The sequence below is a fragment of the Chryseobacterium sp. genome (assembly GCF_045629545.1).
GTDB lineage: Bacteria > Bacteroidota > Bacteroidia > Flavobacteriales > Weeksellaceae > Chryseobacterium.
Genome location: NZ_JAZQRK010000036.1, coordinates 1 through 16,691 on the forward strand (window position 1 = coordinate 1; position 16,691 = coordinate 16,691).

A 16,691-nucleotide genomic window follows, 5' to 3' on the forward strand; every position below is an offset into this window, starting at 1 on the left:
TTTGATTCGGATGTAGCTCATATTTTAGAGCTAATTGTTGTAGAGTTTCACGTTCTTTTAATGCTTCAAGAGCTACTTTAGCCTTAAAGCCTGAATCGAATTTACGTCTTCCTGTTTTCATAATTTTGGACTTGTTTAAAGTTAATATTTTTCAACTTAACTAATGGTCCAGTTTTGTAGGGGTATTATACCCAAAGAGATTACAGTTTGAGTTTGAAAATTCAAATTGTAAAAGAAATTGAATCTGGTCAATCAGGAATTACCGAATGTCGTAAAAGATATGGGATACAAGCTAGTTCAACTATTGTTAGTTGGCTCAGAAAATAGGATAACTTTGATTGGGACAATCAAATACCAAATTCTATGGAAAAGACACCTGAACAAAGAATTATGGAATTGGAGGCTGAAGTAAAACTGCTTGAAAAACAAAAAGCATTACTAGAAAGACAAGCCTACATTGCAGATAAAAAAGTGGTTTTCTTTGATATGATGATTAATCTTGCGGAAAGCGAATATCAAATTGATATACGAAAAAACTCCGTATCCGCGCAATCAATAATTTCCGCAGTACAGAGAAAGAAACTTTAGTTTTTACCTGTGGATTGTTCGGATTGGATAGACAAGTCTATTATCGAAGTTTAAAACGTAGCGCTGTACGCATGAGTAATGCTCAGCAAGTAGTGGCATTAGTGCGAGAGAAGCGTATGATACAGCCAAATATTGGTTGCAAAAAATTGTATTTTATGTTACAAGAACCTTTGAAAACATTAAAAATAGGAAGAGATAAGTTCTTTGACATTTTATGGGCGAATCATTTACTTATTATTCCCAAAAAAAGCTATCACTTCACAACCAACTCTCATCATCGCTTTAGAAAGCATAAAAATTTAGTATTAGATTATCAAATAACCAAGCCCAATCAGGTTTGGGTTGGAGATATAACCTATATTGGAAATAGGAAAAACCCGAGCTATTTGAGTTTAATAACGGATGCTTATTCTAAGAAAATTGTTGGACATTATGTTGCCGATAATCTGAGCACAGAAAGCAGTTTGAAAGCGCTAAAGAAGGCTCTAAAGAATCATAAATTGGGTGCAGAATCATTGATTCATCACTCAGACAGAGGTTTGCAATATTGTTCGAATGAATACCAAAGAATTTTGATGAAACACAGCGTTATATGCAGCATGACACAAAACTCAGATCCTTACGAAAATGCAGTTGCAGAGAGGATAAATGGCATTTTGAAGCCAGAATTTGATATCGACAAATATGAGGTTGATACAAAAACAAAAAGAAAAATAGTGGACGAATCAATTGAGATTTACAACGAATTGCGTTCCCATTTTTCCAATCATTATCTTATTCCAAACCAAATGCACAACCAGTCTGAACTAATAATGAAAACTTACAAAACAAAAAACCAAAGCAAAAACGTATTTGCTTTGGTTTTATTAATTATTTTTGTCTAATAATCTGTATCGAATTTTTAGGACGGGACAGTTAAATTGAAAATTATTTATTCTACAGGCGCAAGTTCATTTGCTTCTACTTCCAAATCGTTTTTGATAGGTTTCAGGAATGCATAAGATATGAACTATAATAGCCTATGCAACCAAGAATATTGGATATGCCAACCCAATGAATCAGTAGAAAAGGAATTCTACACCCAAAACTGTTACAATCACTTTCATACAATAGGTACAGTTAATCCTCTTTTGTTAGCTGGCGCATTTTCTGTAACATACATTACGGCTCATGCATATACTCCACTAATTGCCAAATCTTGCATCAATCTGCAAACTAGTAAAAGCACAGGCGCTTCCCAACCAATACTTGAAAAATCAGGAATACAACCAATCAGAAACGTAGACGTACCGATTAAAATTAGAGATAATAAAAAGAAGTTTTTCCTACCTACTTTATCCTCCGATATTCCCATAGGACGAAACATGATTGAATTTATTCTTTAAATAATAATTGAAAAAAACTAGAACATAAAGAGGGTCGAAAGATGAAAACGATGATTCATTGCAACATATTCATTGTCTTTTCCTTTACCATTGGTTTGCGCATCTGCCCATGTAGCTGCTGTACTTTCTGCCTCAAATCTTAGCTTGATGGATTTATGCAACATCCAATCTACCCTTGGTGACATCTTCCAGACACGATTTACGCTTCTACTTCCCGTAGTTGCTGATATTGCTCCCCAAGACGAAATAACGCCATATGTTGAGACAACTTTATTTGCTAATGGATCTTTTGCTCCATTATTTATCACAAGACCAGTAAATAATCCGAAAGAAACTAGTTCGGTAGTAGTTTATAGAAAATCAATCCAAGCGCTTGTTGTATTCATCGTTCGGAAAACATCTACTTCACCTTTTGTAGAATAACCGATAAATCCACCTAGCATCACCATGGATGACGCATTTTGTGCCACCAGTGCAGAAGCACTAATCATTAAAGGCTTTGTGATCACTCTTGCGTATAACATCGTCGATAAACGATTTACTTTCTCATTATTCACTATGGGCGGTGTTCCTGTAGAAAGTTGAGGTCTTAATACTTCATATTGTGAAGCGATACCAGCTATGAAACTTTGAGATTTGTATTGTAGTTGTAGATAAGAAGATGGAATTCCACTATCTATGTAAGGCGCAGTATTGGGTGCAAAATCTCTTTGAGAACTAATTGCTGCTACTTTTAGTTTTTCAGTTAAATTTTGAATTATTCCTATTTGTAGATTTTTATTTAAAGCAAAAATAGGAGAACCTGTACCATACTATACAACGTTAGGAAGGCAATCTAGCACCACAAAAGGATGCCAAAATTGCCCAAGTCCTAATTGTATTTTTCCAATCTGATGTTACATAAGCATGACGAAGTCTAAACTCATTAAATCCTCCTTCCGTGGCTCCAAAAAATTCTCCTTCCAAAATACCATTCGTTTTTGCCCCTAAAATTTCAGGTCCATTCACGGTAATTCCAGCTCTTAATAGAATTGAAAGCATATGAAATTTAGGTGCATTATTGATGTCTTCGCCATTTACATACATCAGTCTGTCTTTAGGATAAAGCATTACAATATTTTCTCCTGCACCGATATTTTGACGCGTATCATAAAATGCATCATGCCTTATGAATCCATAAAAATTGATTTTTGTAGGATTTTTATTTCCTATTTCTACTATTTTATGTTGAATCACGAACGCTGAGTCCTGAGAGGAATTCTGCTGAGCTTTCAGTTCGCAAATGGTAACGATTCCCAATAATGTAAATAATTTCGTTGTATTTATAATCATTGATTACTTTATGGCAATTTTAATTGAACATTCGTTGAATATTTCACAAACATACAATTTAAATTTAACCTAACAATCGTTCGTTAGTATTTTGTATTGTAAATTATTACATGTATATAAAAAAAATCTCAAATAACTCATTATCAGCAATAAATATTAAGTTTAAATTTTAAATAAATAAATTATTTGAAAAAAGTCAATTTTATAACAAAGTAGACAAAAAAAAAGCCCCGAAAAATCGGGGCTTTAGTATATAGATGAGAGTTAGGATTATCCTTTTGCTCCTCTTTCAATTCTTTTTCTTTCTTCTTCAGAAAGTACTTTCTTTCTCATACGGATAAAGTTTGGAGTAACCTCGATTGCCTCATCACCTTGAATATATTCCATACATTCTTCTAGAGAGAATAAGATTTTTGGTGCAACACCAGAATCTTTATCTTTACCAGAAGCACGCATGTTGTTCAATTGTTTTGCTTCTACGATATTTACTACCATATCTCCAGGTTTATTTTGTTCTCCAATAACCATACCTGCATAGATCTCCTCGCCCGGATCAACAAAGAATCTACCTCTGTCTTGCAATTTAGCGATAGAATATTCTGTAGCTGGACCTTGAGTTTTACTGATCAATACTCCATTACTTCTTCCAGGAATCGCTCCTTTGAATGGCTTATACTCAGTGAAACGGTGAGCCATGATAGCTTCACCTGCAGTAGCTGTAAGCATTTGAGAACGCAATCCGATCAAACCTCTAGAAGGTATTTCGAATTCCATGTGTTGCATTTCACCTTTAGTTTCCATAATGTGAAGATCTCCTTTTCTCTGAGTAGCTAAATCGATAACTCTAGAAGCGAATTCTTCTGGTACATCTACTACTAAAGATTCGTAAGGCTCACATTTTACACCATCAATTTCTTTAAGGATAACCTGAGGTTGACCAATGGTCATCTCATATCCTTCTCTTCTCATTGTTTCGATAAGAACTGACAAGTGAAGAATACCTCTACCGAATACCAAGAATGTGTTTGCATCCTCAGTTTGTTGAACTCTCAATGCTAAGTTTTTCTCTAACTCTTTTGTTAATCTTTCTTTAAGGTGATTTGAAGTTACAAATTTTCCATCTTTACCAAAGAAAGGTGAATTGTTAATAGAGAACGTCATATTCAACGTAGGCTCATCAATAGATGTTCTTGGTAATGGTTCTGGATTTTCTAGATCTACAAAAGAATCTCCAATTTGGAAAGCATCAAAACCAACTACAGCACAGATATCTCCTGCTAATACTTCGGTTACTTTTTTCTTCCCAAGACCTTCAAAGATGTATAATTCTTTTACTTTTCCTTTTACAATTTTGTCTTCTTCTTGTGCAAGACCGATCCACTGACCTTCTTTGATACCTCCTCTGATTACTTTACCAATAGCAATTCTACCTAGGAAAGAAGAATAATCTAGAGATACAATTTGCATTTGTAAGTTACCTTCTTCAATTTTAGGTTCTGGTACATATTGGATAATACCATCTAATAATGGTACAATATCTTCAGTTTGTTCTAATGAAGTATTGAACCATCCTTGCTTAGAAGAACCGTAGAATGTTGGGAAATCCAACTGAGCTTCAGTAGCATCTAAGTTAAAGAATAAATCAAATACTTGATCGTGTACTTCTTCTGGACGACAGTTTGGTTTGTCCACTTTGTTGATTACTACCAATGGTCTAAGACCTAATTCTAGTGCTTTTTGTAGTACAAATCTTGTTTGAGGCATTGGCCCCTCAAAAGCATCTACCAACAAGATTACACCATCTGCCATTTTTAAAACTCTCTCTACTTCACCACCAAAATCGGCGTGACCAGGAGTATCGATTACGTTAATTTTAACGCCTTTATAAGTAACAGAAATATTTTTCGATAAAATGGTAATTCCTCTCTCTCTTTCAAGATCGTTGTTATCCATTATTAATTCTCCACTTTCCTGATTTTCTCTGAAAATGCTTGTAGCATGAATAATCTTATCAACCAAAGTAGTCTTACCGTGGTCAACGTGTGCGATAATCGCAATATTTCTAATGTTTTGCATGAATGATTTTTACGGGTGCAAAAGTAACGATTTTAAATTAAAAAATTAGCATGTTGTGATATTAATTAACAAATTCGTAATGAGCAGATTAGATGAATTGCATCATATTCTTGCTTAAAAATCCTATAATTTATAACAAATAAATAAGCTACAGAAAGCTTCGACATGACCTCTAAACCCTATGTATGCTGAATAAATTATTTTCAAATTATTGAAAAATAATATTACCTATAATACAATATTTCTCATACAATAAATGATGAGTATTTGTGAGAAAATTATAATCCCCATTTTAATTATAAAACTTCTTTTAGCCGTTTTGTGCCGAAATATCAACATACCAAGAATCGCCCCAATTGTACCTCCAAAAAAGGTAAACAATAATAGTAAAAATTCTGAAATTCTTCTTTTGTGGTGCGTTGCATAGTACTTATCCAAGCCAAAGATAAAAAATGTAAGTATTGAAGTAATAAGTAGAAATATCAGCATCATTTTATGTTTGCTGCAAATATACTATTAGAATGGCATTTTGATATTATGAAGGTAAATAAACCTTACTATCACTACAAATAACTGTTAAATATCCCTAAAAAAAGCCATTTTATCACACAATTGATACTCTTATTTTTACCGAATCAATTTTTAACAAAATATTACAAAATAATGAAAAAATCAATTTTCACTTTACTATTGGGTTCTACCCTACTTCTTACTTCTTGTGGAGAGAAGAAGGAAAACAATGCTGACAACGGAAATACGAGTACTGAACAATCTTCAAATGAAGCAAGTTCTAAAACTTACGATGCAGATTATAATCTCTTAACTGATGTAAAAACATTGCAAAAAGCTGAAGATGAATTGAAGAATTTACAAAAATTTAAAGGGAAGGAAATTCAAATCTTTCAAAAAATATATTTTTACGGAGATGGAAGAATTGTTGTATCGTTGCAAGATCCATCTAAACCCGAAAATATAGATTCTTATACTTTTAAGAATGGGAAATGGGAAGAGCCTGAAGCGGTAAAGATAACAGGCGATGGAGATATGAGTGCAAACCTAATTCCTATGAGCGAAATAAAATTCGAAACTGCTGCAACTATCTATAAACAATTAGAAGAAAAAGCAAAAACAATTGAAGGAGGAAAAGCAAGCGACTCTATGTACTATATCTTGAATATGGCGAGAAAAGATAAACTTTGGATGACAAGCATTGAGGGCACTAGAGATTCATACTCTGGGTACTTTTTAGCTGACGGTACATTGAAAGAATTTTCTAAAGACTAAGTATTATATGTAAAGTACTAAAATGAGGCTCAGATAGCCTCATTTTTTTGTGGTATCAAGTGGCTTCGGCTCTGCTCCGCCATCATGTTACTATTTTGGGCACTGAGCGGAACTTTCTGTGCACTGGGCGAAGTAGCTAGAGAATTGCCTCCGAGCACATAGCGGAGCCGAATTGTATTTCTTTATGTTTCAAGTACTATTTTGTTTTGAATTTTTCAAAAATCCTATTGTCCAAATTTCCTTCATCACGTTTTGTAGGATGTTTAACAAATCCATGGCTCTCTAACAATTTAATTGACGGTGAATTGTACTGACTTGTAAATGCTTCTATTAAAGAAAGATTCAAAACCTCGAACCCATACTCTAAGACTGCCTTCATTGCTTCTGACATTATTCCTAAATTTTGGTATTTAGGTTGTAAATCGTAACCGATCTCTGCTGTTTTTTTGTCTTCTGAGAATTTCCACAAACAGACACTTCCCAACAATTGAGGTTCACCAATTCTTCTAATTCCCCAAGTAATGGATTTTCCTTCTGCATATTGATCGTTTACCATCTGAATATAATCCAAAGCTTGCGAAACAGAAACATAAGGTTCTCTTTTGATGTATTTCATTGTTTCATCATTAGATCTTTGAAAAAAAACCACTTCAGCATCAGTATTTTCAATTCTGGTAAGGTCTAATCTTTCGGTGTATAAAATGGGATAAGGTTTTTTCATTATTTATTTTTTCTAGGTATAAAAATACATTATTAATTTGAATGGTTCTTTGGCTCAGCTCAGCTACCATAGTTCTCAGCCCGAGCAATTAGCGAAGCTATTAAATATCTTATTTTCAGGACTCAGTGGGACTTTCTGGGCACTGAGCGGAGCCGAAGTGCATAATTAAAATACATATTCGTTGTGAATTGCTTTCATTTTTCTGTATCTTTGGGATACAACACAACAAATCTGAAAAGCAATGAGAGTTGATATAAGTTGTGAATTGCTTTCATTTTTCTGTATCTTTGGGATACAACACAACATCCCCGTTATAAACTGTAATATCCGATTTGTTGTGAATTGCTTTCATTTTTCTGTATCTTTGGGATACAACACAACTCAAAATAATTTAAAAGCTGATTCAGATTAGTTGTGAATTGCTTTCATTTTTCTGTATCTTTGGGATACAACACAACAATACTAGAAGGCATAGAAATGATGTCGGGGTTGTGAATTGCTTTCATTTTTCTGTATCTTTGGGATACAACACAACCTTTTGTTGTATAAATAGGTTCTTGAGTACGTTGTGAATTGCTTTCATTTTTCTGTATCTTTGGGATACAACACAACCAATCGTTATTAGGTTTACAAGCAGAAGACGTTGTGAATTGCTTTCATTTTTCTGTATCTTTGGGATACAACACAACTAGGCGATTTCATGGTGTGTGTTCTTAGTGGTTGTGAATTGCTTTCATTTTTCTGTATCTTTGGGATACAACACAACGGATAAAGCAAAATGTCTATACACTATCAAGTTGTGAATTGCTTTCATTTTTCTGTATCTTTGGGATACAACACAACCAGTAGCATCTTTAAGAGAAGGATCATTAGGTTGTGAATTGCTTTCATTTTTCTGTATCTTTGGGATACAACACAACCTCAACACAAAAAACCACTGTTTATCAGTGGTTTTTTGCTTTTTTTAGCATGAGAAAAATAACTAATTTCTTTAGAAAATTGTCGCGAAAAGATAATTTTCACTTTTCTGGGTACGCTTTACAATGTTGTTAATTTTACTAAATAGTTAGATTGCTTCGTTACTCGCAATGACAGGTTAGAACAATTCGAGTTGTTGGAAGGTAGGTGGTGGATCTTCTCTATTCCTAGCAAAGAATATTTCTATATCTCCAAATTGCTTATCGGTAATGCTCATTATAGCGACTTTTCCTGCTTTGGGAAGCATAAATTTCACTCTTTTGATGTGTACTTCTGCGTTTTCTCGACTTGGGCAATGGCGAACGTACATAGAAAATTGAAACAGCGTAAAGCCATCATCCAGTAAACCTTTACGAAATTTGCTGGCATCTCGCATATTGATTTTGGTCTCGGTTGGTAAATCGTATAATACTAATACCCACATAATTCTGTACGCGTTAAATCGGTCTTGATTCATAAGTTGTGTACGTATTGCGGTTAACCTATCTTCGTGTGAGGGCGAAGGTGGAAATCCTTTTCCTGATGTAGGTTTGCAGTGCTGGGAAAAGATTGCAGCCGTAGACCGACCCTTTGTTTTTGGAAGTAGGAAAACCTATAAGGTTTGGCGTTGGAAGAAACAAAGGGGCACACCCAAAATATGGTCATTGTAGGATTTGTTTTCATACGAATTGGGGATAAGCAATTTGGCGTTTTTCTCCTGTATAGCATTTATAGAGCGAAGTTGCAGTGGTTTTTATTCCAACCAATACAGGTCTGGTTTTGCCTTCTATAGTAACGTCTTTGGTAGCAATTTGAAGAATGTGCGCTTTGAATTCTTTCGTTAGTTCTTCGGTTTCTGGATTTTTCGTAAGCCAATCCATCACGAGCCAATCTACAATGGGGCGATAAGGCTCCATCAGATCATCTGCAAGACAATAGGCGTTGTACTTATTTTTATGGAAAATTCCCAATACGGGAAGCAAGCCAGTTTCCACAATCGCGCGCGCCACAATGCTCCTTAAAACAGCGTATCCGAAATTGAAATACTGGTTGGGCGAATCTCCAAATCTTTGCCTAAGGAAATCTAAACTAATGAGATATTTCCAATAATGTTGCGCCGCAATGCCTTCCATATTGCTACTATCACCGCTTTTTACATTTTCTTGATAGCCTAACATTGGTTCGTAATAGTTGCCTAATCGTTTGAGAACTTCGGTCTGATTTTCAATTTTGCATTCTATGGTTTGTTTCCAAAGTTGTTTTTTCAGAGGTTCGCTGGCTTCTAATTGGTCTTTCACTCTGTCGGAATGTTCTGTATGTCCGTGAAGTGGGAGCATAATCCCGTGCGGTAAATGATGCGCATCACAACTTACCACAACCACATTATTTCCCATCATTTTCTGTATCAACTGATGGGAAATCGTGATTTGAAAATGATCCAACATCAGCAATCCCAAATCTTCCACAGGAACTTTTCCCTTGAGCTCTTTGGTCTTTGGACATAAGATATGCATCTGCTCTTCTTTTAGCTTAAGATAAGCGGAATTGCCGATGTAGATGGAGCGGGTGATCATAGCTCTCCTATTTTAGTTATTTCTCCTAAATGATTTAGCCTAGCTTTTATTGGGTTTAAAGAAAACAAAGAACCCAAACTTCTAATATTATAAAGTCTTTTACTTTCCTTAACTCCATTTGTTTTCTTTAAATCAGAATTTTTAGTTTCTAAATGATGTCTGAACCAATAATTATTTTCAGAAATACTCCAAACCAAATAAAAATGCTTACTCAATAAAGATTTGTCATTATTTTTCAGAGCTGCGTCAAATTCTTCTTGTGATAAACCCAGAATGAACATTTCATTTTGTTGCATACTGAATTTCAAATTGAGATTATCTGCAGGTAATTTATTCAAAAAGGATTCTGGAAGTTTTTTGTCTAATAATTGATTCCAAACATCTGATGAATTTTTAATAACAGCCGGAATGTTATATTTTTTCCTTTCTACAGCGTGCCAAAATGTGCAACTATGCTGAACAAGCTTATTATCTTTATCTTCATAAATCGCAATATGATGATTGTTTCCCATCACTACAAATCCTATTTCTTTGCCATTCTCATCTTTTTTTATTGCCTGCAAATTATTAGCATCCGGACGGGCAAATAAACGAACGGTTATAATCGGGATTTGTTTTTCTTCATTAAACCAAAGTGTATCCTTGAAAGCTTCTTTTTCTTTATTTCCAAATTGATTTAATCTTTCTTTCACTAAAAACTTTACTTTTTCATCAACAATATCATCTGCCTGTCTTGCTTTTATTGTGTTCAAAGGATACTTTCTAACAGTAACATATTCATAACATGATGCCTTTTCTAGTAGATCAGTTTTTTCTTCATTCAGAAAAATGGGATATTTCTTTAATGTTGACAAAGCCATTTTTGAACTATTTTCATTTTCCGAAAGCCTTATTTCAACTAAATTTTTAATTTTAGGATTTACAATTTTCTCTGAATTTTCAAACAAATACTTTAAAGACTTATCTTTTTCAATCACTTTTATCTTACCATAAACATTTTGTTCATGTAATGCTCCTCTCGGAACAATTACTCCAATGTCTTTATTTTTCCCTGTTGCTTTAAATTTAGTTATTGTCGTTACTTTTTTACCAGCTTTAAAAGAAACCAAAACCTTATCAGCTTCTTGCATTACTTCTTTTGTACTAAACGGTTCTTGAGTTTTTAAATATTTTTCTAAAAGTGTAGTCTTCTCATTAAATTCCATTTTAGCTTCTTCAACTTCTTTCATCATTAAATCTTTAGTATGGCTAGAATTCAAAGTATTGATTCGCTGAATAAACCCTTGTTTTGTACAAGCAATCACCAAAGCATCAATGGCATGATGGCGATGATCATCTCTTTTCGTCCAGTTTTCGATTTCTTCTTTTTGGTGTTTTCTTTTACCATGTTCGCTTGTCCATTCTTTGATGATGGTTTGTCCTAATTCTTTGTATTTAGGCATTTGCAAGTTCATTAAAACATCGTCCCAACCCCAAAGATTACGAAGTTTTGCAGTCATTCCACCTTCTGTTGTAGTCACATTATTACAAACTTTTTGTAGAATCTCTCTTGATTTGCGTGAGATATATTGAGTATCTCTCAATTGTCGGTCGATAAAGTTTTCCCAAAGTTTTTTATCGGTTTCTGTTTCTTTTCCTAGCTTTTTCCTTTCTGCATATTCTTTGTGAGAAACTTTCAGCCTTTGCATTTTACTATATGAAATAATTCCTCGTTTGAACCAGTCATCCACACGTTCGGAATATACCCGAACTTGCTCCTCTCCTTTTGTACCAATATAATCGTAAGCAGTTAATTTATCTTTGTTTGAATTACATTTTCTATGAACCAAGACTTTATTGGTTTGAGAATCATCAAATAACAGAGCTTTCGGCACAATATGGTCAACATCAAATGCATCACCGCTTAAAGCTTCTGTGAGATTAAATGTTTCTCCACAATAAATACATTGATTGTTAACGTGAGCATCTTTCAGATTTTTGCTAAGCGATGGGAAAATGAATTTATATTTTTGAATGTATCGCTTGGTTACAGGCAATCCTAATTCAGACAATCGTTTTCCAATTTCCTCATTGAGTTTTTTATTTTTAGAATTTTGTAATTCAGCATCGTTTCGCTCGTCTTTGCTTTGTTTTAGTTCTCGCGCAAGCTCCACTCTAATTTCAGAAGGTCTCCCATATTGTTCAAGAATTGCATTAACCACATTAATCATCTGATTCAAAATTTTCTCAACGATAGGTTGTCTCAAACTGTTTTTCGGTAGAAGTTCTAACTTGTCTAAAGTAATTTGCTGTTCTCTTTCATCTTTTGTCAATGAGTTAGAATGATTGTAACCCGCCAAACTGCAAGATTGAGAATAATCGTAACCTTCCATCAGAAAAGGAAGAATTTTCCTCATCGATTTGTTCGATTTATTTCCAAAAGCTTGTTTATTAAAATCGATATGAGATAATTTTTCCGCAGTTTCATCATCTAAATCAAACCTTTTGATTAAGGCATTTTTACATTCATCTAAATCTTTTAAGGAATAAATGGTATGCCACAATTGGTACAAAGGCTCTTTCTCCAATGAAGCATCTAATTCCAATCCCGCTCTTTCTTCCAGAATTTCTCCAGTCTTTTTATTGACCAACATTGAAGTATGATTTGAGGGAATAATAGAAACATCAAAGTTTAAAAGTTCAATATCACCTAAAATACTATGAAGCGTTGAATAGATTTCATTTCCTTTAATGCCTTTATGAATTTGCTTATTTACGTAAACATTCTCTTTTTTCAATTCTAAAATTTCAAGAAGCTTCGTAAAACTTAGACTTTCATTTTTAAATAAATAATCTGCTAAAATTTCCTTCTCCTTTAAATCAGGAATTTTTTCACCCCATTTATATTTGCTTCCTTCAGGATTTTTTATTTTTAAAGTAATGGTATTCACAACTTCCCAAATACGGCAAAGCTGAAATAATGGAGAAGTTTTCGGAGCAACTTTTGGTCCGAAAAACACCACTTTATTTTTATCTTTTTCTTTATCAAAAACAGTTTTCTCGAAACCTTCAAACTCGCAAATACTAACTAATCCTTTTTGAGATTTCAGTTTTCTTTGAAAGTAGATAATTTCATTTCTTAATTGATGGATAACTTCATCCGTAAGAAAATCGTGTTTATCTTTTTGAGCATTAATGATGGTATCAAACTCCTCAATATAAGCTTCCCTTGGATAAACTTCTTCTTTGAATCTGAAATAAGAATTGTCAACACTTGCATTATTTAAACCTTCATAAAAAAATTGTCCAATTGTTTGATGTCTATCTTTCAGTTGAGCATAACGCCCTTTTACCACCTGAACATAATCAGTATCTTTTTTATCGGCATTAACTTCACTTCTGGCAGATTTATAACCTCTTTTCTGATTAAGCATATAAAAAATACGCCCTAATTGTTCAGCAGAAATATTTTCATTTGGATTAGCAGAATCACTTCTCAGCTTCCACAAATCAAGCATGGGAAGCTTTAATAAATCTTCTGATGGAAAAATATTGAATTTATTTAGAATTTTCTTTAAATCACTTTTCTTCAATTGTTTCCGATCATAACCTTTTCTTTGAGTACGACTTACAGTTCTGCTTTGATTTTTTGTTATTGATAAACCTCGTTGAAATTCCTCTTTATCACTCGTTGATAAGGGAATAATGCGCGAGCCCATCGCAATAATGCGAATAGGAATATTGTTTTCGTCAATCTCTATTAATGCCCAACCTATTGAGTTTGTTCCTAAGTCTAATCCGAGTATATTTTTTTTCATTATATGTAATTATTAGTTTGTTATAAAAATAAAACTATTTTTTTTAATACAATTGCGGGAAACCGTAACTATTAATAAAAAATTAATTATATCTTTGTACAGAAAGCAATTCACAATAAGGATTATTCCGTTGTGAAAACATTTAGCGCCTCGCCTACCTGCGGGGCATTTTTTTGTGCCTAATTTTCTATAAAAGTGGCTTCAGCTCCGCTCAGCCATCGGATATCGTGTAATGAGCGAAGCTACTAGATATCTCATTTCGGGGAAGGAGCCGAACTTTCTGGGCACTGAGCGAAGTCGAAGTGCCGATTTTGTGTGAGGGCGAAGGCGGAAATCCTTTTTCTGGGTTGGGAATTGGGAAGGAAGGAAGGAAAAGATTGCAGACGTAGACCGACCCTTTGTTTTATTTGATTTTAGTTTTTGCTTTATCAAATATTTCTGAAAACCAAGGGGCACACCCAAGTTGTCTCCCAATAATTAATAAAACCAACCTCGTAGCATCTAAAAAAAGTCAGTATTTTAGCGGCTTCAAAATTTGCTTTATGACGACCATAGATTTCATTAAAAATACCTTACAGATATCCGAAAAAAACATTGTTGCTACACAAAAACTTCTTGCGGAAGATTGTACCATTCCTTTTATCTCGAGATATCGAAAAGATGCTACAGGAAATCTAGATGAAGTGCAAATAGAGCAAATAGCGAAACTCAACAAACAATTTGAAGAGCTTTTAAAACGTAAAGAAAGCATCCTGAAATCTATAGAGGAGCAAAATGCGCTAACTGCAGATTTAGAAAAACGAATTACAGAAAGTTTTGATCTTCAAGAACTTGAAGATTTGTATTTGCCTTACAAGAAAAAAAGAAAAACGAAAGCAGATACCGCGAAAGAAAACGGACTAGAACCTTTGGCAAAGATGATAATGAGCCAAAATGCCATCAATCTATCGTCTCTAGCATCGAAATATCTTAACGATAAAGTTGGCAATGAGGAAGAAGCGCTGCAGGGCGCAAGAGATATAATGGCAGAATGGATTAATGAGAATATGTACGTTAGGAAAAACATACGAAGACTGTTCCAAAGAAAAGCAGCAGTGAGTTCTAAGGTTGTAAAAGCCAAAAAGGACGAAGAAGGTGCGCAAAAGTTTTCTCAGTATTTTGATTGGGAAGAAAGCCTTAGCAGAACGCCTTCTCACCGTCTTCTTGCCATGTTGCGTGCCGAAGCTGAAGGCTATGTGAAAACCAATATTACGGTAGATAAAGAGGAAGCTTTGGACTTTATTCATCAAGCCATTATAAAATCTAAAAATGAGTGTTCTGAACAAATTTCTCTAGCCATAAAAGACAGTTATAAAAGATTACTAGAACCTGCCATTTCTAATGAAACCTTACAGGAAGCCAAAGAAAAAGCCGATAAAAAAGCTATAGAAATTTTCTCTGAAAACCTGAGTCAGTTGCTATTGGCGCCGCCTTTGGGAGAAAAACGTATTTTGGCGATAGATCCCGGCTACAAAAGTGGCTGTAAAGTAGTCTGCCTAGACGAAAAAGGAGACCTTCTGCATAATGAAACTATCTATCCTCACGCGCCACAAAACGAAACTAGAATGGCAATGAAGAAAATTCGCTCGATGGTGAATGCCTACAACATCCAAGCGATTTCTATTGGGAACGGCACTGCAAGTAGAGAAACCGAATTCTTCATTAAAAAAATAGCTTTTGCTCAACCTTTGCAAGTTTTTGTGGTGTCAGAAGCTGGCGCATCGGTATATTCAGCAAGTAAAATTGCAAGAGACGAATTCCCGAGTTATGACGTAACTGTGCGTGGAGCGGTTTCTATTGGAAGAAGATTGGCAGATCCGCTGGCTGAATTGGTGAAAATAGATGCTAAATCGATAGGTGTTGGGCAATATCAGCACGATGTAGACCAAACTCAACTCAAAAACGAATTGGATTCTACTGTGATGAAATGTGTGAATTCTGTTGGAATTAACCTCAATACAGCGAGTAAATCTCTACTAAGTTATGTTTCTGGAATTGGCGAAAAAATGGCTGAAAACATTGTGAATTACAGAGCCGAAAACGGGGCATTCGAAGATAGAAAGCAATTGAAAAAAGTGCCTCGTTTGGGCGAAAAAGCCTATCAACAAGCAGCTGCTTTTATTAGAATCAGCAATGGTAAAAATCCATTAGACAATTCGGCGATGCATCCTGAAGCCTACGGAATTGTTGAAAATATGGCTAAAGATTTGGCCATTAAAACAGATGAGTTGATTGCCAACAAGGAAAAAATAGATTTGATAAATCCTGAAAATTATATCACCAAAGATATCGGAATTATTGGAATCAATGATATTTTAAAAGAATTGATAAAACCAGGTTTGGATCCTAGAAAAGCCGCAAAAGTATTCGAATTTGACCCCAATGTAAAAAGTATTAAAGATCTAAAAACGGGTATGATTCTTCCAGGAATTGTGAACAATATTACCGCTTTTGGATGTTTTGTAGATTTGGGAATTAAAGAATCTGGTTTGGTTCACATTTCCCAACTCAAAGAAGGTTTTGTTTCTGATGTAAATGAAGTGGTAAAACTGCATCAACATGTACAAGTAAGAATAACCGAAGTGGATGAAGCGAGAAAGAGAATCCAATTGAGCATGATTTTGTAAAACTGTATTTATAGATTTCATACAGAATTTTAAAAAAAGATTCGAACAAAATTTAAAATAAAGAAATTTGCTTTTTTTAGTGACTTAATCAAACAGAACACTATCAGTATTTTATGGTTTATCATTAATTAACGAAAATCGAGAACACAGCATCAAAATGTCAACCAAAACTCCAAAATTTAGAACTTGTGAAAATTGTCAAGGTCTCGGAAGGAAGAAGAACAGAATAAAAAAAAGTCTAAAACTTAGATAACAACAAGAATTAGAAATCTTTGCTCAATCTAATGGCACAAGCACGCCTCCTACCCGAC

General features: G+C 34.2%; 15 protein-coding genes and 1 CRISPR repeat array. Of the genes, 6 read left to right on the forward strand and 9 right to left on the reverse strand.

The annotated features are described in order from the left end of the window. Window positions 1-213: 213 nt before the first annotated feature. The 4 genes from ACKI42_RS08310 to ACKI42_RS08325 all read left to right on the forward strand — a co-directional run bounded on the left by ACKI42_RS08310 (window position 214) and on the right by ACKI42_RS08325 (window position 1,973). Window positions 214-327: a hypothetical protein gene (locus tag ACKI42_RS08310; protein WP_407404346.1), complete on the forward strand. Its 114-nt coding sequence runs from the start codon at window positions 214-216 to the stop codon at window positions 325-327. 36 nt (window positions 328-363) lie between these two features. Then, the gene (locus ACKI42_RS08315; protein ID WP_407404348.1) at window positions 364-588 is read left to right on the forward strand and encodes a hypothetical protein; all 225 of its coding nucleotides are present in this window, start codon (window positions 364-366) and stop codon (window positions 586-588) included. A 23-nt stretch (window positions 589-611) separates the two neighbouring features. Beyond that, a complete protein-coding gene (locus ACKI42_RS08320; protein WP_407404350.1) occupies window positions 612-1,472 on the forward strand; it encodes an IS3 family transposase in 861 nt (286 codons plus the stop codon). Window positions 1,473-1,592: 120 nt separating this feature from the next. Next, complete coding sequence (locus ACKI42_RS08325; protein ID WP_407404352.1) at window positions 1,593-1,973, forward strand: hypothetical protein; 381 nt, start codon at window positions 1,593-1,595, stop codon at window positions 1,971-1,973. A gap of 17 nt (window positions 1,974-1,990) precedes the next feature. Here the strand turns inward: ACKI42_RS08325 and ACKI42_RS08330 are convergent, their stop codons facing one another. From ACKI42_RS08330 to ACKI42_RS08350, 5 genes are all read right to left on the reverse strand, one after another. Next, the gene (locus ACKI42_RS08330) at window positions 1,991-2,281 is read right to left on the reverse strand and encodes a hypothetical protein (protein WP_407404354.1); all 291 of its coding nucleotides are present in this window, start codon (window positions 2,279-2,281) and stop codon (window positions 1,991-1,993) included. 42 nt (window positions 2,282-2,323) lie between these two features. After that, on the reverse strand, window positions 2,324-2,497 hold the full coding sequence (locus tag ACKI42_RS08335; protein ID WP_407404356.1) for a hypothetical protein: 174 nt from the start codon (window positions 2,495-2,497) through the stop codon (window positions 2,324-2,326). Window positions 2,498-2,795: 298 nt separating this feature from the next. Continuing rightward, on the reverse strand, window positions 2,796-3,305 hold the full coding sequence (locus ACKI42_RS08340) for a hypothetical protein (protein ID WP_407404358.1): 510 nt from the start codon (window positions 3,303-3,305) through the stop codon (window positions 2,796-2,798). A gap of 270 nt (window positions 3,306-3,575) precedes the next feature. Continuing rightward, complete coding sequence (gene typA, locus ACKI42_RS08345) at window positions 3,576-5,381, reverse strand: translational GTPase TypA (protein WP_407404360.1); 1,806 nt, start codon at window positions 5,379-5,381, stop codon at window positions 3,576-3,578. A gap of 228 nt (window positions 5,382-5,609) precedes the next feature. Further along, a complete protein-coding gene (locus ACKI42_RS08350) occupies window positions 5,610-5,873 on the reverse strand; it encodes a DUF1294 domain-containing protein (RefSeq protein WP_407404362.1) in 264 nt (87 codons plus the stop codon). A gap of 171 nt (window positions 5,874-6,044) precedes the next feature. Here ACKI42_RS08350 and ACKI42_RS08355 point away from each other — a divergent pair, with 171 nt between their 5' ends. Further along, on the forward strand, window positions 6,045-6,665 hold the full coding sequence (locus tag ACKI42_RS08355; RefSeq protein WP_407404364.1) for a hypothetical protein: 621 nt from the start codon (window positions 6,045-6,047) through the stop codon (window positions 6,663-6,665). Window positions 6,666-6,861: 196 nt separating this feature from the next. On the opposite strand, the gene ACKI42_RS08360 is transcribed toward ACKI42_RS08355, so the two are convergent. The 4 genes from ACKI42_RS08360 to cas9 all read right to left on the reverse strand — a co-directional run bounded on the left by ACKI42_RS08360 (window position 6,862) and on the right by cas9 (window position 13,714). Continuing rightward, window positions 6,862-7,386: a GNAT family N-acetyltransferase gene (locus tag ACKI42_RS08360; RefSeq protein ID WP_407404366.1), complete on the reverse strand. Its 525-nt coding sequence runs from the start codon at window positions 7,384-7,386 to the stop codon at window positions 6,862-6,864. Between the two features lie 180 nt (window positions 7,387-7,566). Beyond that, window positions 7,567-8,306: a CRISPR direct-repeat array (repeat unit 47 nt; unit sequence GTTGTGAATTGCTTTCATTTTTCTGTATCTTTGGGATACAACACAAC). A gap of 176 nt (window positions 8,307-8,482) precedes the next feature. Then, window positions 8,483-8,821: a CRISPR-associated endonuclease Cas2 gene (gene cas2 / locus ACKI42_RS08365; protein WP_407404368.1), complete on the reverse strand. Its 339-nt coding sequence runs from the start codon at window positions 8,819-8,821 to the stop codon at window positions 8,483-8,485. Between the two features lie 202 nt (window positions 8,822-9,023). After that, window positions 9,024-9,917 carry a type II CRISPR-associated endonuclease Cas1 gene (gene cas1, locus ACKI42_RS08370; protein WP_407404370.1) on the reverse strand — a complete coding sequence of 298 codons (894 nt, stop codon included), beginning with the start codon at window positions 9,915-9,917 and terminating at the stop codon, window positions 9,024-9,026. Beyond that, a complete protein-coding gene (gene cas9 / locus ACKI42_RS08375; protein WP_407404372.1) occupies window positions 9,914-13,714 on the reverse strand; it encodes a type II CRISPR RNA-guided endonuclease Cas9 in 3,801 nt (1,266 codons plus the stop codon). Before cas9 ends, cas1 begins: the two co-directional genes overlap by 4 nt. A 542-nt stretch (window positions 13,715-14,256) precedes the next feature. Between cas9 and ACKI42_RS08380 the strand changes: the two genes are divergently transcribed. Beyond that, on the forward strand, window positions 14,257-16,380 hold the full coding sequence (locus ACKI42_RS08380; protein ID WP_407404374.1) for a Tex family protein: 2,124 nt from the start codon (window positions 14,257-14,259) through the stop codon (window positions 16,378-16,380). Window positions 16,381-16,691: the final 311 nt, after the last annotated feature.